Here is a 17,448-nt window from a genome sequence, read left to right on the forward strand (position 1 = left end):
GGTCGCCGTGTTGTCGTAGGGCCTGTTCTGCACCATGGTGACCACGCGCCCGGTCCCGACTTCGACGGAGACATTGGAGGACCCCAGGTCGAGCGCCGGGTGCGCCGGAGGGATGTAGGAGCTGATAGCGGCTTGAGCCTGCGTCTGGAGGTCGAGGTTCAGCGTGGTATAGATCTTCAGGCCGCCTCGGGTGAGGAAGTTCGAGCGGTCGTCTTCGGTCTTGCCGAAGATCGGGTCCTGCTCGATGATGCGCTCGACGTAATCGCAGAAGAAGGCGGCGTTGTACTTCTGCGCGGTCATGCAGCCGTTCGACATCGGGCTGATCTTCGGCTCCACCTTGGTGGCACGCGCGGCGTCGTGCTCCTCTTTCGTGATCTTGCCGTTGGCGAGCATCCGGTCGAGGACGTAGTTGCGGCGCTCCAGGGTGGCCTTGTAGCCGTTGGCCGCCCCGTTGTCCTTGCTGTCGGGCCTGTCGATCCGGAGGTTGTCCGGGTTGTTCAGGATGGCGATCAGCGTCGCCGCCTGTTGCAGGTTCACATCTTTCGCCGCGACCCCGAAGTAGTACTCCGCCGCGGACTGGACGCCGTACACCCGGCCGCCGAAGAGCGCGATGTTGAGATAGCTCTGCAGGATGTCGTTCTTCGAGTACTCCTTCTCGAGGCCGATGGCGTAGCGCATCTCTTTGAGCTTGCGGGAGGGGTCGACCTTGGTGGCGTCGTTGTAGCAGGACTCGTAGATCGTCAGCTGCTTCTTCTGCACGGCCTCGCTCGCCGTCGGGTCCGGCTGCTTGTTCTCGCAGCGCTGCACCAGGATGTTCTTCACGTACTGCTGCGTGATGGACGAGCCGCCCTGGACCGACTTGTGCAGCGCCGTGAGCACCGCTCCGCGGAGGGTGCCGCTGACATCGACACCGCCGTGCTCGTAGAAGCGCGGGTCTTCGGTGGCGACCGCAGCATCCTTCAGGTTCTGCGAGATGGCGTCCCAGCCGACCTCGATGCGGTTCTGGGAGTAGAAGGAGGCGATCGGGACCTGCTGCCCGTTGCTCAGCGCGTACATCGTGGAGGCCTGCGCGAGCGGCTCCACTTTGATGTACTCCGGCAGCCCGTCGAACACGCTGATCGTCGAGTCGGCCGCACTACCCGTGAGCGCCACCGCCGGCGTCACCGCTGCCGCGGCGAGCACGCCCGCCAGGCCGCTCAGCGCGACGAATCCGACCAGGGCAGGCGCCCATCCCCATCTCATGCGTCTTCCCCTCGTGGTGAAACCATTCGTCCGTGGCCGCAATGATACGCGGCGATTTCGACGGCTTCGGGAGGTCGACACTCAGGTTGGGGGGAACAGCGAAGGCCGCCCGGCCTGTGGAGAAATGGTCAGGAGTTCAGGCGCAGCTTGTCGCAGAGCTCCGCCAGGGTTTGCAGCTCCTCGGTGCTCAGCCGGGACCCGACGCGATCTGTGATGGTCTTCATGTGCTCGATCGCAACACGCCGGAACAGGTCGTAGCCGGCGTCGGTCAGGCGGATGACCGTGCCTCGCGCATCGGACGGCTCCGGGCACTTCGCGACCAGCCCACGGGAGACGAGACGGTCGACGAGGCGACTGACGCTCGGCTGGGTCAGCAGCACGTGCGTGTTGAGATCGCGTAGACGCAACGTGCGGTCGGGCTGGCGCGACAGGTTGAACAGCACGTCGTACTCGTTCAGCGAGATGTCCCTGGTCGGGAACTCGGCAGCCAGGGTGCGCATCACGGCGACCTGGGCGCGGAAAAGCGACTCCCATGCCGCCACCGCGCTGATCCTCGCACGCTTGTCCGGTTCCGTCGCCGTCGTGCTCTCGGCCATCGCCGTCCTCCTCCGCGAGCTCAATGCATTCGCATCTTCTCATCATGCGCGTGCGGGCGACATCCGTGCCACTACGGGGGAGAGCCGACGGTCTTGAAGGAGGTCACCGGTGGGAGGACGAATGTGGCGGACCGGAAAAGATTGAGGGCCGACCGCAGAGGCTAGCGGCCGGCCCTCTCCCTTGCACCAAGAGTGTCCTGCAATCACATTCCGCGATGGCTGCCACAGCAAACAACCATTGCCCTTGAACTATATAACGAAGAGGTAACGGCATCTAGTTATCAAGTCGTTATTTTTTCTGCGAATTCGCTATGCGTCCCTATGAGCTCGTGCGGAGGCGGTCGCGGGAGCGATCTCGCCCGAGCCGCGCACGATGAGTTCGACGGGGAGGACGAGGTCGGTCGCGGGGAGCTGCTCACCGGCGTGGATGCTCGCGAGCTGGGCGAAGAGCCGCTCCGCAGCCGTCCGGCCCATCGCGACGGGATCCTGCGCGATCACGGTGACCCCGGGGTCGAGGAGGTCTCCCAGCTCGATGTCGTCGAAGCTGACGAGGGCGACCTCGTGCTGGCGGCCGAGTTTGCGCAGGGCGCGGACGACGCCGATCGAGATCAGGTTCTGGCCGGCGAAGATCGCGGTGGGTGGAGCGGGGGAGCCCAGCAGGGCCAGCACGGCCGCCTCCGCGGCTTCCGCCGTGGTCACGTCGTCCACGATCGTGTACGAATCCGGCGGGACGTCGAACTCCTCGAGAGCGTCGAGGAAGCCGATCTTGCGCTGGGAGGCCGTCCAGATCCCGGAGCGGTCGAAGATTCCCGCGATCCGCCGGTGGCCGCGCGCGAGCAGGTGCCGGGTGCCGAGCGCGGCCCCGCCGACATTGTCGGAGCGGACGACGTCGGCCTCGTAGCCGAAGGGCTCGCGGTCGATGAAGACGACGGGGATGCGCGGGGGGACTAGCTCCTCGAGGTAGGACTGGTTGCCGGTGGAAGTGGTCAGGATGAGACCGTCGACCTTCCGCCGGATGAAGTTCTCGACCGCCGCGACCTCGCGCACGGGGTCCTCATCAAGGCTGGATGCGAGGACCGCCACGCCATGTGAGGCGGCGACGTCTTCGATGGCGCGATGCGTCGTAGCGGCGAACGGGTTGTCGACGCTTCCGAGCAGCAGCCCGATCGACTTCGTCCGCGTGTGCGTCCGCCGCAGGTTGCTCGCGTGCGAGTCGGGTTCCCACTGAAGCTGGGCGATGGCCGCCTTGACCCGTTCCGTGGTCGCGGCGGAGACGTTGGGCTCGCCGTTGATGACCCGGGAGACCGTCTTGATGCCGACGCCGGCCTGCTGGGCGACATCTCGGATCGTCACGCGGCCGGAGCCGCGCCCGACCGACTTTGATAACGATGTCATTACCAGCCTTCCGAATGTGAGGAAAGTGTAGCGTTTTCCTCCGTGTTGTGTCAGACTCCTCGTTGACACCGTTGTCAGGGTGTTCATTCACCCCCGATGAAAAGGAAGCAAAGATGCCCACCCGATTCTCACGTCGCTCGCGCACTGTCGCGATCGCCTCCCTCGCGGCGGCCTCCGCTCTGGCTCTCTCCTTGACGGCGTGTTCGTCCGGAAGCTCAGGCGGAAGCTCAGGCGGGAGCAACGACCACGTCGGCGTCTCTCTGATCGTGAAGACCACGAGCAACCCGTACTTCGTCGCCATGGAGACGGCTGCGAAGGCGGACGCCAAGAAGAACAACGTCACCCTCACCCTCGCCGCGGGCAAGAAGGACGGCGACACCGACTCCCAGATCCAGGCCATCGAGAACGCCATCTCCCGCGGGGACAAGGGCATCCTGATCACGCCGAACGGATCGGCCGTCAACAACGAGATCCAGAAGGCGCGCCGCGCCGGCCTCTACGTGATCGCACTCGACACCGTCCCCACCCCGGCGAGCACCGTCGACATCACGTTCGCGACCGACAACTACGCTGCCGGCCAGTCCATCGGCAAGTGGATGTCGAACACCCTCGGCGGCAAGAAGGCCGTGATCGCCATGATCGACCTCTTCTCCGACCAGATCGTCTCGGTCGATGTGGACCGCGACCACGGCTTCCTCAACGGCATGGGCATCGACGTGGGCGACAAGTCCAAGAACGGCGGCGAGGCGTCCAGCGGCTCCTACACCGGCGGCAAGGGCGGCCAGTACCAGATCGTCGGCCACCAGCCCTCGCAGGGCGCTGAGGACGGCGGCCGCACCGCCATGGAGACGCTGCTGTCCAAGAACCCGGACATCAACGTCGTCTACACCATCAACGAGCCGGCGGCGTATGGTGCCTACCAGGCGCTGAAGGCGGCGGGCAAGCAGAACAGCGTGACCATCGTCAGCATCGACGGTGGCTGCACGGGTGTCGGCTACGTGAAGCAGGGCATCCTGGGCGCCACGGCTCAGCAGTACCCGTCCAAGATGGCGTCGCTCGGCATGGAGGCCATCGCCAAGATCGCGCGCGGTGGAGAGAAGCCCAAGCCCAGCAACGGCCTCGACTTCTTCAACACCGGCTCCACGCTCATCACCGACCACCCGGTCTCGGGCCTCGACAGCGTCGACGCTGCCAAGGGCGGGACCACCTGCTGGGCGAACTGACCTCGCGGGAGGGCGCCCGATGCGGCGCCCTCCCGAAACGTCAGGCCAGCTGAATCGTCAGGAGCACTCATGTCTCAATCGAAAACCGCCTCGCCTCCCACCTCGTCGCTGAACCTCGCGGATGAGTTCATCAACAGGCAGACTCCGCTCATGCGGGTCCGCTCGGCCCTCCACCGGTACCCCGCGCTCAGCCCGGCCATCGTGCTGGTCATCTCGATCATCGTCTTCGGCGTGATCAACCCGCGCTTCCTCGCACCGACGAACCTCTCCTTGATCACCCAGCAGGTGGCCGTCATCGGCACCCTGGGCGTCGCGGAGACCCTCGTCATCCTCACCGCCGGCATCGACCTGTCGGTCGGCGCAGCCATGGTCCTCAGCTCCATCGTGATGGGGAACGCGGCCGCCAGCCTCGGGATGCCCGCCATCGTGGCGCTGCTGCTCGGCCTCCTCGCCGGACTCGCGACCGGTGTCCTCAACGGTCTCCTCGTCACCCGGCTCAACCTTCCCCCCTTCATCGTGACGTTGGGAACACTGAGCATCTTCACGGCCCTGACGCTGTTGATCTCGAACGGCGCCACCGTGCAGGGCAACCAGTTGCCCGACATCCTCACCTGGACCGGCCTCACGGTCCGCGTGTTCGGTGTGGACATCACCTACGGCGTCATCCTCATGATCGTGGTCTACCTCATCGCGGCCTTCGCGCTCGGACGGACCTCCTGGGGACGCCACGTCTACGCCGTCGGAGACGACAAGGAAGCGGCCCGACTGACGGGTATCCGCGTCAGCCGCGTGCTGCTGAGCGTGTACATCACCGCCGGTGTGGTCGTCGCTCTCACCGCGTGGATCCAGATCGGCCGCGATTTCGGGTCCAGCCCGAACGCCGCGGTCGACGCCAACCTGAACGCCATCACCGCTGTGGTGATCGGCGGGACCAGCCTGTTCGGCGGTCGCGGCAACGTGTGGGGCACCCTCCTCGGTGCTCTGATCGTCGGCGTGTTCCGCAACGGTCTGGCCCTCGCCGGCCTCGACGTCCTCTACCAGACCCTCGCCGTCGGCGTCCTGGTGATCGTCGCCGTCTCCATCGACCAGTGGATCCGAAAGGTGCGGAAATGAACGCCATCGACACGCAGGACTCCGTGACCCCCACCGAGACCCGGACCCCGGTCCTCTCGGCCCGCCGCCTCGTCAAGACCTACGGTCACGTCGTCGGCCTCGACGGCGTCAGCCTCGAGCTGTTCCCGGGCGAGGTGCTCGCCATCATCGGCGACAACGGCGCGGGGAAGACCACGCTCATCAAGTGCCTCACCGGAGCAGAGATCCCCGACGAAGGGGAGATCGAGCTGGACGGCAAACGGGTCCACTTCCGTCGTCCGCAGGATGCGCGCGAGGCGGGCATCGAGACGGTGTACCAGTCGCTGGCCGTGTCGCCGGCGCTCGACGTCGCCGCCAACATGTACCTCGGCCGCGAGCTGCGTCGCCCCGGATTCCTGGGCTCCGTGCTGCGGATGGTCGACACCAAGACCATGCGCACCCGTGCACGGGACGAGCTCACCGAGCTGGGCATCTCCACGCTGCAGGATGTCGCCGTGCCCATCGAGAACCTCTCCGGTGGTCAGCGGCAGGCTGTCGCCGTCGCCCGCGCGGCCGCCTTCGGCTCGAAGGTCGTCGTGCTCGACGAGCCCACCGCCGCCCTCGGCGTGCGGGAGTCGAACCAGGTGCTCGATCTGATCAAGCGCCTGCGCGAGCGGGGCATCCCCGTCATCCTGATCAGCCACAACATGCCGCATGTCTTCGAGGTCGCCGACCGGATCCACATCCAGCGGCTGGGCAAGAAGGCGGCGACGATCACGCCGCAGTCGCACTCGATGACGGACGCCGTGGCCATCATGACCGGGGCGAAGCGCGAATGAACACCTCCAAGTTCCTGTATGCGGAGTTCGAGGCCCTCCCCGGCCATGCGGACACCGTGACAGCCCTGGTGGAGGAGTACAGCCGGACGGTGCGCGCGGAGCCGGGCAACCGGCGCTTCGACGCCCACCGTCTGGCCGACCGCCCGGAGCACTTCTTCGTCTACGAGGAGTACGCCTCCGACGTGGCCTTCCAGGCTCACGTCGAGGCGGACTACTGCCACCGCTTCAACGAGGCTCTCCAGCCTCTGGTGGCGGGAGGCGGATCCACGCTGACGTGGCTGGAGCCGGTCGGATGAGCATCGAACCAGCCCCAGCGGGCGGTGCGGCCGCCGGCGTCCTCACCGGCGTGCTCGTCGTCGGCGAAGCACTCATCGACGTGGTGGACCGGGACGGGGTGCGCTCCGAGCATCCCGGCGGAAGCCCGATGAACGTGGCGTACGGCCTCGGCCGGCTGGGCTTCCCGACGATCTTCGCCACCCGGTTCGGCGATGACGACCGCGGGCGGGCCATCGAGGCGCACCTCCACGGAGCCGCTGTGCAGGTCATCCGCGGACGGTCCGCCTGCCGCACCTCGACCGCCACCGCGCGAATCGATGAGACGGGCTCTGCGACCTACGAGTTCGCCTTCGACTGGGAGCTCGAGCCGCTGCAGTTCCCCCGGACGGCGGCTCTGCACGTCGGCTCGATCGGAGCCTTCCGCGAGCCCGGGGCGACCGTGGTGCGACAGCTCGTGGATGTGCGCCCGCCCGAGACGTTCGTCTCCTTCGACCCGAACATCCGGCCGGCGCTCATCCCGGACGTCGAACGCTCACGCGAGCTCGTCGACTGGTACAGCAGCCGAGCGCACCTGGTGAAGCTGAGCGACGAGGATGCCGCCTGGCTGTATCCCGGCGCATCCGACGACGAGGTGCTGGATCGGCTGCTCGCCAACGGCGCACGGATCGCGGTGCTCACCCGCGGAGCCGCGGGGAGCCTCCTGCGCAGCAGTGAGGCTTCCGTGAGCATCCCGGCCGCCGCGACGACGGTCGTCGACACGATCGGCGCGGGCGACGGCTTCATGACCGGGCTGATCGCCGGCGCCCTCGAGCGCGGGACGCGGTCGCTCCTCGCCGGGCCGGCATCCGAAGAGGTGCTTCTGGGCATCGGGGCGCTCGCCGCGACCGTTGCCGCCATCACGGTCTCGCGCGCCGGCGCATCCCCGCCCGACCGCCGAGAGGTGGATGCCGTCCTGCGAGCCGAGGCCGCCCCCGACGTCATCCGGTAGGCGCGGGCCGAGCGCCGGCGGGAAGCACCGCCTTCTGCGAGGACCCTGCCCGAGCAGGCCCGTCCCGGTATATCGTCAGCCCCGTGGACGACGACGCCGCGGCCTTCCGGGACTCCATCCCGGAGCACTACGACTCCGGCCTGGGGCCGGTGCTGTTCCGTCACTACGCCGAGGTGCTCGGGGCCGCGGTAGCGGCGACGGATCCGCAGCGCATCCTGGAGACGGCCGCCGGCACGGGGATCTCCTCGGCCGCGATCGTGCAGCACTGCCCGGGCGCTCAGCTGACCATCACCGACCTCAGCGAGGGGATGCTGCAGCTCGCCCGCGCGAAGGTGCCGCCGGCGACGCGCATCCAGACGGCGGACGCCCAGGCGCTTCCGTTCGACGACGGCAGCTTCGACGCGGTCGCCTGCCAGTTCGGCATCATGTTCATGCCCGATCTGCCGGCGGCTGTCCGCGAGCAACGCCGGGTGCTGTCCCGGGGCGGCGTCTTTCACTTCAGCGTCTGGGACAGCCACGCCAAGAACCGCTTCGCCGCCGTCATCCACGGGCTCCTGGTCGAGACGTTCCCGGACGATCCACCGCCCTTCTACCGCGTCCCGTTCGGGATGAGCGAGGTCGATCCGCTCCGGAATCTGGCGCAGGAGAGCGGCTTCGGCCGGGTGACCATCGACGTGGTGCCGCACGACGCGCCTGTGGCGTCCTGGGAGCGGTTCGCCGACGGACTCATCGTGGGCAACCCCGTCGCCGACCAGGTGCGAAAGCGCGGAGGGGATCTGGATGCGCTCGTGCGGGAGGCGGAACGCCGGTTGACGGACGAGTTCGGGCCCGGATCCACGACGATCCCCGTGCAGACGCTCTTCTATCGCGCCGTCGCCGTCTGAGATTCTTCGAGAGAGAGCTGGACACGATCACTCGATATCGAATACTCTGGATCGAGTAATCGATTCCGGAGGTGCGAGATGTCGAAGCGCGTGGTGGCCAACCCCTTGGCGCTGGCGGTGCTCTCGTGCCTGTGGGAGCGACCGATGTATCCCTACGAGATGACCACGACCATGAAGGAGCGAGGCAAGGAGGACAGCATCCGCCTCAACTTCGGCTCCCTCTACTCGGTCATCAAGTCCCTCGAGAAGCACGGCTTCATCCGGGTGGCCCAGACGGAACGCGAGGGCAACCGCCCCGAGCGCGTCGTCTACGCCATCACGGACGCGGGCCGAGCCGAGGCGGAGGAGTGGCTGCGCGAACTGGTCGAGATCCCCGTCAAGGAGTATCCCGCGATCGAGACCGGGCTGTCGCTGCTCCCGATGCTGCCTCCGGAGACGGCGGCCGCCCTGCTCGAGAGCCGACGGGAGCGCCTCGACGCCGAGCTGGCCGAACGGCGGGCCATCGCCGAGGAGGTGCGTGCGCTCCCTGAGCTGTTCATGGTCGAGAGCCAGTACCGGATCGCGGTGCTCGACGCGGAACGCGACTTCGTCGCCGACCTCGCGGCCCGCATCCGCGACCGCTCGATCGGCGGCTACGGCTGGTGGGAGCAGCTGCACCGGCTGCTCGGCCAAGGGGTGAGCATGGAGGTGCTGAGCGGCCGGATCGCCGCTGGCGACTTCGGTGAGGAGGCGGCAGCGCTGTTCACATCCTGAAACCACAGAACGATGGCCGGAGAGCGGCAACTCTCCGGCCATCCACACCTTCAGTCGTTCCGTCAAGGAACCTGCGTCAACAGTCACCGAGGGCTGTCTTCAAGGATATCCCGCGCCGGTGGCTGCCAACCAAGAAAGAAAGGACAGCCACCATGGCATCCGCAACCGGTCCGGCGCTCGTCGCCGACCACCTCGTGAAAACCTACAGCGGCGGCAGGGGCAAGCCCTCCGTCCGCGCCGTCGACGACCTCGGATTCGAGGCGCAGACCGGAACCGTGTTCGGCCTGCTCGGCCCCAACGGAGCAGGCAAGTCGACCACCATGAAGATCCTGTCGACGCTCGCCCGTGCCGACGCCGGCTCGGCGTATGTCGCGGGGATCGATGTCACCCGGCATCCCGCCCGCGTCCGCCGGGCCATCGGGTTCGTCGCTCAGAAGGCGGTCTCCGATCCCAACGACACGGGCGTCGAGAACCTGGTGCTCGCCGGGCGGCTGCACGGCATGTCGGGACGGGATGCGGCGGCGCGCGCACGCGAGCTGCTCGACCGCTTCGGACTGACCGAGCACGCCCGCCGCCAGGTGAAGACCTACTCGGGCGGGATGGCCCGCAAGCTCGATGTGGCGATCGGCTTGATGCACCGTCCGCAGGTGCTCTTCCTCGACGAGCCCACGACGGGTCTCGACCCCGAGGCGCGCGCCGAGCTCTGGCTGGAACTCGAGCGGATGACCACCGCCGAGAACCTCACGGTCCTGCTCACGACGCATTACCTGGACGAGGCCGACCGCCTGGCGGACCGTCTCGCGATCGTCGACCACGGTCGCGTCGTCGCCGGCGGGACCCCGGAGGAGCTGAAGAACGACCTCCGGGGTGACGCCGTCGTCGTCGAGCTGGCCGGGGACGCCGATCCCTTCGCCGGGCTCACCGCGCTCCAGCGGGTGGATGGGCTCCGCGAGGTCGGCGGGGACGGCCGCACGCTCCGCGCCCGCGCGGACAGCGGCGCCGCGACCCTCCCTCTCGCCCTCTCGGCACTGGAAGCCGCCGGCGTCGCCGTCGCCTCCGCCACGGTCGCCCGGCCCAGCCTGGACGACGTCTACCTGCGGCACACCGGCCGCACCTTCACGCGGGCGCAGGAGTCCGCCGAGCTCGTCCTGGAGAACGCATCATGACATCCACAGCCCTCACCTCACCGCGGTCGCTCCGACGCGGCGGCCCGACCTTCGTCACGCACACGGCGCTCCTGACGGGCCGGCTGCTCCGGGCCGCCTGGCGGATGCCGGTCTTCCTCGTCATGAACCTGGTCCAGCCGATCATCTGGCTGCTGCTGTTCGGACAGCTCTTCAAATCGGTCGTCGAGATCCCGGGCTTCAGCGCGGGTGGGAGCTACCTGGAGTACCTGACGCCGGGTGTCGTGATGATGCTCGCGCTGTTCGGGAGCGCGTGGTCGGGGACGGTGTACATCCAGGACATGGATCGCGGCGTCATGGATCGCTTCCTCACGTCGCCGACCAACCGTGCGTCGATGATCGTGTCGACGCTCGTGTACCAGTCGATCCTGGCCATGGTGCAGTCGCTCATCGTCGTCGGGATCGCGTTCTGGACCGGCGCCCGGTTCGAGGGCGGCTTCAGCGGGATGCTGCTCCTGCTTCTCGGCGTCGTGCTGCTGACCGCGGTGTTCTGCTCGCTCTCCAACGCGGTTGCACTGCTCGCGCGGGATCAGACGGCGTTGATCGGGATCTCGCAGCTGATCACGCTCCCGCTCATGTTCCTGAGTTCGGCGATCATGAACACGAAGCTCTCGCCGGAGTGGGTGCGGAACATTGCGGCGTACAACCCGTTCGAATGGGCGGTGGTGATCGGGCGGGAGGCGCTCAGCGCGCATCCCGACTGGGCCTCCCTCTGGGGCCACGCCGGCCTCCTCGCTGCGCTGGCCGTCGTCATGGCCGCCTGGGCGACGAGCGCCTTCCGCGTCTACCAGCGCTCCGCCTAGCCGTCCCCACGCGCGTCCCTGGTCAACAGCTCCGGAGTCTTTCGTGCCTATTCGTTCGAATCGGTCGACAAACTCAGGAGCTGTTGGCTCGGGGCATGGGGCTGCGGCTGCGGTTCGGGCGCGGGCTCGGGCTCGGGCGCGGTGACGCGTCTGCGGAAGCGGCGCTTCAACCCCAGGGCCGGTTTCTCGATCAGCTTCCACGACAGGTACGCCAGCGGGATCGTGACGAGCATCGTCGCGAAGAACAGGAGCCACGGGTTCAGGGGGAGCGCCCACTTGAGCGCCGCGAACACCAGTACTTGGGTGACCGGCCAGCCGTAGACGTAGGCGCCATAGGACACGTCGTTCCGGAGGGGAAGCGAGGGTCGCGAGAGTCTGCCGACCCAGATGACCACCACCGGGAACGAGAGCAGGTAGATCACTCGTTGCACCTCCTCCACGGCGACGTTCGGCCCGTACAGGAACGGGACGTTCTGCATGGCCAGGCCGTCGAGGAACGAGAACACTCCGTAGTCCGCCGTCAGCGCGAGGCCGATCACCGCCAGGATCAGGACCTCCAACCGGATGTTCGTCAGATAGAGAGCGAACAGGGCGCCCGCAGCGAACATGAGGAACATCGGCACGATGGCGAGGAAGAAGTCAGACTGGTCGCCGAGGTTCGCCAGGAAGACGACCCATCCGACCGCGAAGACGGCGGGGAACGCGGTGCGGTTGAGGGCGCCCGCGATCCCGAGAGCGGCGACCGCCCCGTAGCAGATGACCTCCCACGTCAGCGTCCACACCGGGCCGTTCGAGATGTACGGGACGGGGTTGTTGGCGTAGCCGTGCAGCCGGGCGGCGATCAGCCCGGAGAGCACGAGCGCGACGACGAGCCCCGGGACGATCCGCAGCACGCGGTTGGCGCCGTACTGGAGCAGCGAGCGGCTGCGCCCGAAGCTCTGCACAATGAGGTAGCCGCTGATCACGAAGAACCCATGCACGCCCAGGTTGCCGAGCGTGCGGCCCCACAGCACAGGCTCGGCATGGCCGGAGAGAGCAAAGGAGTGGGAGAAGATCACCAGCGTCGCGAAGAGGAGGCGCAGCGCGTCGAAGTTGTTCCTTCTGTGATCCACACCGGCCGCCCCCCGGGCGGCAGGTGCGGGCGGTCCCCCCGACGCTTCCCTGCAGCCCTTGCGCCGAGCTTATGGCATTTATTGCACCTGATGCACGTATTCCGACCGGACGCGCGTCACGAGTCGATCCCGGGTCAGAAGAGGTCGGGGGAGGGGGCGCTGGCGTAGCGGATGGAGACGTCGGCGTGGCGGTCGAAGCGGTAGCCGAGACCGCGGACCGTGCGCACGATGTCCTCGTAGCGGCCGAGCTTGGAGCGGAGCCGGCGGACGTGCACGTCGATCGTGCGCTCGTTGGGGACCTCGTCCTCATCGGCACCGCTCCACAGCGAGCTGATCAGCTCGGAGCGCTCGATGGTGCGGCCCTCGCGCAGCACCAGGTACTGCAGCAGCTCGAACTCCTTGTAGGTGAGCGCCACGGTCTGGTTGTCGAGCACGAGCCGCTTGCGCGAGATGTCGACGACGACGCCGGAGGCGGCACGGTCGTCGTCCTCGTCGACGGTGGCGGCGTGGCGGTGCTTGGCGATCGCGGCCGGGTCCTGCAGGGCCAGGCGGACCACATCCACGTCGCGTCCGCCGGCGCCGGCCGGGGCGAGCGCCACAGCGGCGTACGTCTCCGCGGTCGGGGCGAGCTCGGCGGTGAGGCGCTTCAGCGCATCCACGATCCGGCCGAGGTCGGTGCCGGCAGCGGCGGCCTTCGCTTCGTCGATGCCGACGTAGAGGACGAAGCCACGGGCTTCCGTGCCCTCCGGGACGGCGCGGATGCGCGGCGCAGAGTCGGCTCCAGCGGGCTCGGCGGCGGGACGGATGGGGCTGACAGGCGAAACGGCGGAGGTGCGGGCGAAGGGGGTGTCGATGGTGGCCAGAGACATGGGAATCGAGTCCTTAGTGATGATGGTCCGCATCCCGGTACGTGGGCCTCCGCGGGTACGGCGGAGGGACGGGATTGTGCGGGGAGTGTCGTGTTGTGGCCCTACAGAACGGGCCAGGTGCACGGAAGCGTGAGTGTGGCGCTCCCGGGGAGCGAGTGCCCGGTCACGACGCGATGGCGTCGGAGGGCGGCCGCTCGGCGAAGGGTCGTCAGATTAGCGACACATTCGGCAACACATGACGGAGTCGCGGCTGGCCATCATCATGCCAGCATTCCCAAGGGCCTCGAAGGAGGTCAGGGTACGCGAGTTGTCAGTCATGCGTCACAGTAAAACGGACAGTGACTCGGCGTGTCAAATCATTACGCAAAATTGCGGGCGGTTACACAGTTCCGTAGAGGCGGTCTCCGGCGTCGCCGAGGCCCGGGACGATGTAGCCGTTCTCGTTCAGCCGCTCGTCCAGCGCGCCGAGGACGATGGTGACGTTCCGGCCCTCCGTCGCCTTCTCGAGGGCCGCGAGACCCTCAGGCGCGGCGAGCAGGCAGATGGCCGTCACATCCACGGCGTTGCGGTGGAACAGGAACTCGATGGCTGCGCCCAGCGAGCCGCCGGTGGCCAGCATCGGGTCGAGGACGAAGCACTGCCGGTCGGAGAGGTCCATCGGCAGCCGCTCGGCGTACGTGGTCGGCTCGAGCGTCTCCTCGTTGCGCACCATCCCGAGGAAGCCCACCTCGGCGGTGGGCATCAGCCGCACCATCCCTTCGAGCATCCCGAGGCCGGCGCGGAGGATCGGGACGACGAGTGGGCGCGGTTCGCTGAGCGCGACGCCGGTCGTCGTCGTGACCGGCGTCTGGATCTCGACCGGCTTGACCCGGACGCCGCGCGTCGCCTCGTACGCGAGCAGTGTGACGAGCTCCTCGGTGAGCTGGCGGAACACCGGAGACGGGGTCCTCACGTCGCGAAGCACGGTCAGCTTGTGGGTGATGAGGGGGTGGTCCGCAACGTGCACTCGCATAGGCTCAGGCTAGCCGAACATCCCCGACACCCCAGTCCAGGAGGACCGCCGTGAGCCTGGCCGTACCCGCCGTCTACGAGCAGTGGATGCGCCGCGCGCTCGCCGATGCGCGGCTCGCGTTCGGCACCGGTGACGTCCCCGTCGCGGCGCTGGTGGTCGACGAGCACGGCGACGTGATCGGCTCCGGGCGCAACGAGCGCGAACTGCGGCACGACCCGACGGCGCACGCCGAGGTGCTCGCGCTGCGGGAGGCCGCCGAGACCCGCGACGACTGGCACCTCGAGGGATGCACTCTCGTCGTGACGCTGGAGCCCTGCGTGATGTGCGCCGGCGCGGTGCTCGCTGCGCGCATCCCGACCGTGGTGTTCGGCGCGTGGGACGAGAAGGCGGGGGCCGGCGGCTCCGTGTACGACGTGCTGCGCGACCGGCGGCTCAACCATCGGGTCGAGGTGTTCCCCGGCGTGCTGGCGGAGGAGTGCGGCGAGGTGCTGCTGGACTTCTTCCGCGCGAAGCGGTGATGACGCGGCGCTCGCCGCTTACGCGTCGAGCTTGCTGAGCCACTCCGAGAAGGCCGCGCGCGACGCCTCCTGCATCCGCGCCGAGTAGAGCTCCCGGTCCTGTCTCAGCGCCTCCGGGTCGATGGCGAGCTCATCCAATTGCCCGCCGCCCGACGGGTCCGTGCCCGCAGCGACCCAGGCCTCGTGCATCTCGTCGGTGACCTCGGGATGGAACTGCACCGCCAGGGCGAACTCGCCGATCGCGAACGCCTCGTTCGAGTACTCGCTCGACGACGCCAGCAGCGTCGCCCGCTCGGGGAGCTCGAAAGTGTCGCCGTGCCACTCCATGACCGGGACGCCCGCGAAGTGCCGGATGGGCGACGCCTCGCCCGCCTCCGTGGTCTCCACGCGCCGGTAACCGATCTGGGTGGTGTCGCCGCGGTAGACGCGCTCGCCGAGGGATCCGGCCATGAGCTGGGCGCCGAGGCAGACGCCGAGCGTGGGTCGCTCCGCGTCCAGCCGAGCGCGCAGCAGCTCCCTCTCGGCCGCGAGGAAGGGGAACTCGTCCGTCTGGTACGCGCCCATCTCGCCGCCGAGGACCACGACCAGGTCGGCCTCTGCGGGGTCGATCGCCGAGAGGTCCTCGGCCGACGTATCCACGATGCGCAGCTCGTAGCCGTGCTCGACCAGCACCGGGCCGATGTTGCCCAGGTGGATGCTCGGGTCGTGCTGCAGGACGAGGGCCGTGCGGGTCACTCGAGACCCTTGATGACGATGGTGTCGGTCGCCGGGGACTGCACGTTCGGGTCGATCCACACGTCGGGCTCGATGTAGATGACTCTGGCTGCGGGGACCGCATCCCGGATCCGCCGCTCGACGGTGTCGATCGCGGCCGCGACGTCCGCCAGCCGGTGCTCGCCCGAGAAGGCCAGCTTGGCGGCGACCATCAACTCGTCCGGTCCGAGATACAGGGTCTTCATGTGGATGACGCGCTCCACCTCGGGGCCGGACGTCACCGCGCGCTCGATGGCCGCTACATCCACCTCGCTCGCACCCTCGCCCACCAGGAGGCTCTTCGTCTCGACGCCCAGCACGACGGCGACGGCGACCAGCAGGGCGCCGATCAGCAGCGTTCCGATCCCGTCCCAGACTCCGTTGCCCGTGATGATCGTGAGGCCGACTCCGAGCAGGGCGAACACCAGGCCGGTGAGCGCGGCCACATCCTCGAGCAGCACGACGGGCAGCTCGGGCGCCTTCGCCCTGCGGATGAACTGCGGCCACGAGAGGCTCTGCTTGTGTGGCCGGGACTCGCGGACCGCGGTGCGGAGCGAGAACGACTCGAGGCCGATCGCGATCAGCAGCACCAGGATGGGCAGCCACGCGTTCTCCAGCGGGTGCGGGTGTGCGAGCTTCTCGATCCCCTCGTAGATCGAGAAGACCCCGCCGACCGAGAACAGGATGATGGACACGACGAACGCGTAGACGTAGCGCTCGCGGCCGTAGCCGAACGGGTGCTCCTGGTCCGGCGCACGGCGCGACTTCCGGCCGCCGAGCAGCAGGAGCAGCTGATTGCCCGAATCGGCCAGGGAGTGCACGCCCTCGGCGAGCATGGACGACGAGCCCGAGAACGCCCACGCGATGAACTTGGTGAGGGCGATCCCGAGGTTGGCTGCCAAGGCCGCGACGATCGCCTTGCTTCCGCCCGATGCGCTCATGCACCTCATCCTAGGATGGCGGAATGGACGACGCGCAGAACGTGACCCTTCCCACGATCGCCATGCTGGGCGCCGGATCGATGGGGCGCGCCATCCTGAGCGGGCTGCTTGCGCCGGGCGTCCAGGTCGCCGGTATCCGGGTGACCAATCGGTCGGCGGCGCGCGCTGCGACGCTCGCGGGCGCACCCGGCGTCACGGCGTATGCGACCGAGACCCGGGCCGACGCGAACCGGCTCGCCGTCGAGGGCGCGCAGGTCGTGCTCGTTGCGGTGAAGCCCGCGATGGTCCGCGACCTGCTGGCCGAGATCGGTGACTCGCTGGCGCCAGGGACCGTCGTCGTCAGCGTGGCGGCCGGGGTGACCGCCGCGACGATGGAGTCGTTGCTGCCCGACTCGGTGTCGGTCGTCCGGGCGATGCCCAACACGCCCGCAGTGGTCGGCAAGGCCGTGACCGGCGTCAGCGCGGGGTCCCGCACCGACCCGGAGGACCTGTCCCTCGTGCGCACCCTGTTCGAGACGGTCGGCGAGGTCGTCGAGGTGCCCGAGTCCCAGCTGGATGCGCTGAGCACCATCTCCGGCTCAGGCCCCGCCTACGTGTTCCTCCTCATCGAAGCGCTCACGGAGGCCGCCGTTCAGAAGGGGTTCACGCCCGCCCAGGCGGCCACCCTCGTCAACGGGACCTTCCTCGGCGCGGCCGAGCTGCTGGTCTCCTCGGGCGAGGCGCCCGCCGAGCTCCGCCGCCGGGTCACCAGCCCCAACGGAACCACCGAACGCGCCATCGCCGTCCTCGCCGACGCGGACCTCCCCGCCCTCTTCGCCCGCGCGACCGACGCCGCCCTCGCCCGGGCCCGCGCCCTGGCCGCCGGCTGACCCCCTCCTCGCGCCCTCCGCCCTCCGCCCCTGTCTCTTATACACATCTCCGAGCCCACGAGACACTCGCTAATCGGGGGGGGGGGGGTCTTGTTTGGGGAAGGGGGGGGGGGGGGGGGG

General features: G+C 68.4%; 19 protein-coding genes. 11 read left to right on the top strand and 8 right to left on the bottom strand.

Going from position 1 to position 17,448, the window contains the following annotated elements; all coding sequences use genetic code 11:
• The 3 genes from ACPYOG_RS14620 to ACPYOG_RS14630 all read right to left on the bottom strand — a co-directional run.
• On the bottom strand, nt 1-1,242 hold a 1,242-nt coding region (locus tag ACPYOG_RS14620), incomplete at its 3' end, for a transglycosylase domain-containing protein (protein ID WP_481294912.1).
• A 128-nt stretch (nt 1,243-1,370) separates the two neighbouring features.
• Nucleotides 1,371-1,838: a MarR family winged helix-turn-helix transcriptional regulator gene (locus ACPYOG_RS14625; protein ID WP_481294913.1), complete on the bottom strand. Its 468-nt coding sequence runs from the start codon at nt 1,836-1,838 to the stop codon at nt 1,371-1,373.
• A 309-nt stretch (nt 1,839-2,147) separates the two neighbouring features.
• Nucleotides 2,148-3,233, bottom strand: a complete 1,086-nt coding sequence (locus ACPYOG_RS14630; RefSeq protein ID WP_481294914.1) for a LacI family DNA-binding transcriptional regulator — start codon at nt 3,231-3,233, stop codon at nt 2,148-2,150.
• 113 nt (nt 3,234-3,346) lie between these two features.
• Between ACPYOG_RS14630 and ACPYOG_RS14635 the strand changes: the two genes are divergently transcribed.
• The 9 genes from ACPYOG_RS14635 to ACPYOG_RS14675 all read left to right on the top strand — a co-directional run bounded on the left by ACPYOG_RS14635 (nt 3,347) and on the right by ACPYOG_RS14675 (nt 11,254).
• Nucleotides 3,347-4,456: a substrate-binding domain-containing protein gene (locus tag ACPYOG_RS14635; RefSeq protein ID WP_481294915.1), complete on the top strand. Its 1,110-nt coding sequence runs from the start codon at nt 3,347-3,349 to the stop codon at nt 4,454-4,456.
• Between the two features lie 69 nt (nt 4,457-4,525).
• Nucleotides 4,526-5,569 (top strand): ABC transporter permease, encoded by a 1,044-nt coding sequence (locus ACPYOG_RS14640; RefSeq protein ID WP_481294916.1) that lies wholly within the window; start codon nt 4,526-4,528, stop codon nt 5,567-5,569.
• On the top strand, nt 5,566-6,366 hold the full coding sequence (locus ACPYOG_RS14645; RefSeq protein ID WP_481294917.1) for an ATP-binding cassette domain-containing protein: 801 nt from the start codon (nt 5,566-5,568) through the stop codon (nt 6,364-6,366). Before ACPYOG_RS14640 ends, ACPYOG_RS14645 begins: the two co-directional genes overlap by 4 nt.
• A complete protein-coding gene (locus tag ACPYOG_RS14650) occupies nt 6,363-6,662 on the top strand; it encodes a putative quinol monooxygenase (protein ID WP_481294918.1) in 300 nt (99 codons plus the stop codon). Before ACPYOG_RS14645 ends, ACPYOG_RS14650 begins: the two co-directional genes overlap by 4 nt.
• Entirely contained in the window at nt 6,659-7,630 is a 972-nt protein-coding gene (locus ACPYOG_RS14655; RefSeq protein WP_481294919.1) for a carbohydrate kinase family protein, read from the top strand. Before ACPYOG_RS14650 ends, ACPYOG_RS14655 begins: the two co-directional genes overlap by 4 nt.
• A gap of 83 nt (nt 7,631-7,713) precedes the next feature.
• A complete protein-coding gene (locus ACPYOG_RS14660) occupies nt 7,714-8,514 on the top strand; it encodes a class I SAM-dependent methyltransferase (protein ID WP_481294920.1) in 801 nt (266 codons plus the stop codon).
• 78 nt (nt 8,515-8,592) lie between these two features.
• Nucleotides 8,593-9,267, top strand: a complete 675-nt coding sequence (locus ACPYOG_RS14665) for a PadR family transcriptional regulator (protein WP_481294921.1) — start codon at nt 8,593-8,595, stop codon at nt 9,265-9,267.
• Between the two features lie 152 nt (nt 9,268-9,419).
• Nucleotides 9,420-10,433, top strand: coding sequence for an ABC transporter ATP-binding protein (locus tag ACPYOG_RS14670; protein WP_481294922.1), 1,014 nt, complete (start codon nt 9,420-9,422; stop codon nt 10,431-10,433).
• On the top strand, nt 10,430-11,254 hold the full coding sequence (locus ACPYOG_RS14675) for an ABC transporter permease (RefSeq protein ID WP_481294923.1): 825 nt from the start codon (nt 10,430-10,432) through the stop codon (nt 11,252-11,254). The genes ACPYOG_RS14670 and ACPYOG_RS14675 overlap by 4 nt, the downstream gene beginning before the upstream one ends.
• A gap of 47 nt (nt 11,255-11,301) precedes the next feature.
• Here the strand turns inward: ACPYOG_RS14675 and ACPYOG_RS14680 are convergent, their stop codons facing one another.
• From ACPYOG_RS14680 to upp, 3 genes are all read right to left on the bottom strand, one after another.
• Nucleotides 11,302-12,366, bottom strand: coding sequence for an acyltransferase family protein (locus ACPYOG_RS14680; RefSeq protein WP_481294924.1), 1,065 nt, complete (start codon nt 12,364-12,366; stop codon nt 11,302-11,304).
• Nucleotides 12,367-12,500: 134 nt separating this feature from the next.
• Nucleotides 12,501-13,235 carry a winged helix-turn-helix domain-containing protein gene (locus tag ACPYOG_RS14685; RefSeq protein WP_481294925.1) on the bottom strand — a complete coding sequence of 245 codons (735 nt, stop codon included), beginning with the start codon at nt 13,233-13,235 and terminating at the stop codon, nt 12,501-12,503.
• A gap of 379 nt (nt 13,236-13,614) precedes the next feature.
• On the bottom strand, nt 13,615-14,247 hold the full coding sequence (gene upp, locus ACPYOG_RS14690; RefSeq protein WP_090035075.1) for a uracil phosphoribosyltransferase: 633 nt from the start codon (nt 14,245-14,247) through the stop codon (nt 13,615-13,617).
• A 50-nt stretch (nt 14,248-14,297) separates the two neighbouring features.
• Here upp and tadA point away from each other — a divergent pair, with 50 nt between their 5' ends.
• On the top strand, nt 14,298-14,765 hold the full coding sequence (tadA, locus tag ACPYOG_RS14695) for a tRNA adenosine(34) deaminase TadA (protein ID WP_481294926.1): 468 nt from the start codon (nt 14,298-14,300) through the stop codon (nt 14,763-14,765).
• 18 nt (nt 14,766-14,783) lie between these two features.
• Here tadA and ACPYOG_RS14700 read toward each other — a convergent pair whose 3' ends face one another.
• Nucleotides 14,784-15,500 carry a glutamine amidotransferase-related protein gene (locus ACPYOG_RS14700; RefSeq protein ID WP_481294927.1) on the bottom strand — a complete coding sequence of 239 codons (717 nt, stop codon included), beginning with the start codon at nt 15,498-15,500 and terminating at the stop codon, nt 14,784-14,786.
• Nucleotides 15,497-16,459 (bottom strand): cation diffusion facilitator family transporter, encoded by a 963-nt coding sequence (locus ACPYOG_RS14705; RefSeq protein WP_481294928.1) that lies wholly within the window; start codon nt 16,457-16,459, stop codon nt 15,497-15,499. The genes ACPYOG_RS14700 and ACPYOG_RS14705 overlap by 4 nt, the downstream gene beginning before the upstream one ends.
• A gap of 23 nt (nt 16,460-16,482) precedes the next feature.
• On the opposite strand from ACPYOG_RS14705, the gene proC reads away from it, so the two are divergent.
• The gene (gene proC, locus ACPYOG_RS14710) at nt 16,483-17,328 is read left to right on the top strand and encodes a pyrroline-5-carboxylate reductase (protein ID WP_481294929.1); all 846 of its coding nucleotides are present in this window, start codon (nt 16,483-16,485) and stop codon (nt 17,326-17,328) included.
• The last annotated feature ends 120 nt before the right edge of the window (nt 17,329-17,448 follow it).

It is taken from the genome of Leifsonia sp. HAY1-4F (assembly GCF_056755275.1).

What these genes read in the sequence shown, in the direction of transcription:
- ACPYOG_RS14625 (WP_481294913.1), bottom strand. Translation starts at nt 1,838, where the DNA reads ATGGCCGAGAGCACGACGGCGACGGAACCGGACAAGCGTGCGAGGATC.
- ACPYOG_RS14630 (WP_481294914.1), bottom strand. Translation starts at nt 3,233, where the DNA reads ATGACATCGTTATCAAAGTCGGTCGGGCGCGGCTCCGGCCGCGTGACG.
- ACPYOG_RS14635 (WP_481294915.1), top strand. Translation starts at nt 3,347, where the DNA reads ATGCCCACCCGATTCTCACGTCGCTCGCGCACTGTCGCGATCGCCTCC.
- ACPYOG_RS14640 (WP_481294916.1), top strand. Translation starts at nt 4,526, where the DNA reads ATGTCTCAATCGAAAACCGCCTCGCCTCCCACCTCGTCGCTGAACCTC.
- ACPYOG_RS14645 (WP_481294917.1), top strand. Translation starts at nt 5,566, where the DNA reads ATGAACGCCATCGACACGCAGGACTCCGTGACCCCCACCGAGACCCGG.
- ACPYOG_RS14650 (WP_481294918.1), top strand. Translation starts at nt 6,363, where the DNA reads ATGAACACCTCCAAGTTCCTGTATGCGGAGTTCGAGGCCCTCCCCGGC.
- ACPYOG_RS14655 (WP_481294919.1), top strand. Translation starts at nt 6,659, where the DNA reads ATGAGCATCGAACCAGCCCCAGCGGGCGGTGCGGCCGCCGGCGTCCTC.
- ACPYOG_RS14665 (WP_481294921.1), top strand. Translation starts at nt 8,593, where the DNA reads ATGTCGAAGCGCGTGGTGGCCAACCCCTTGGCGCTGGCGGTGCTCTCG.
- ACPYOG_RS14670 (WP_481294922.1), top strand. Translation starts at nt 9,420, where the DNA reads ATGGCATCCGCAACCGGTCCGGCGCTCGTCGCCGACCACCTCGTGAAA.
- ACPYOG_RS14675 (WP_481294923.1), top strand. Translation starts at nt 10,430, where the DNA reads ATGACATCCACAGCCCTCACCTCACCGCGGTCGCTCCGACGCGGCGGC.
- ACPYOG_RS14685 (WP_481294925.1), bottom strand. Translation starts at nt 13,235, where the DNA reads ATGTCTCTGGCCACCATCGACACCCCCTTCGCCCGCACCTCCGCCGTT.
- upp (WP_090035075.1), bottom strand. Translation starts at nt 14,247, where the DNA reads ATGCGAGTGCACGTTGCGGACCACCCCCTCATCACCCACAAGCTGACC.
- ACPYOG_RS14705 (WP_481294928.1), bottom strand. Translation starts at nt 16,459, where the DNA reads ATGAGCGCATCGGGCGGAAGCAAGGCGATCGTCGCGGCCTTGGCAGCC.
- proC (WP_481294929.1), top strand. Translation starts at nt 16,483, where the DNA reads ATGGACGACGCGCAGAACGTGACCCTTCCCACGATCGCCATGCTGGGC.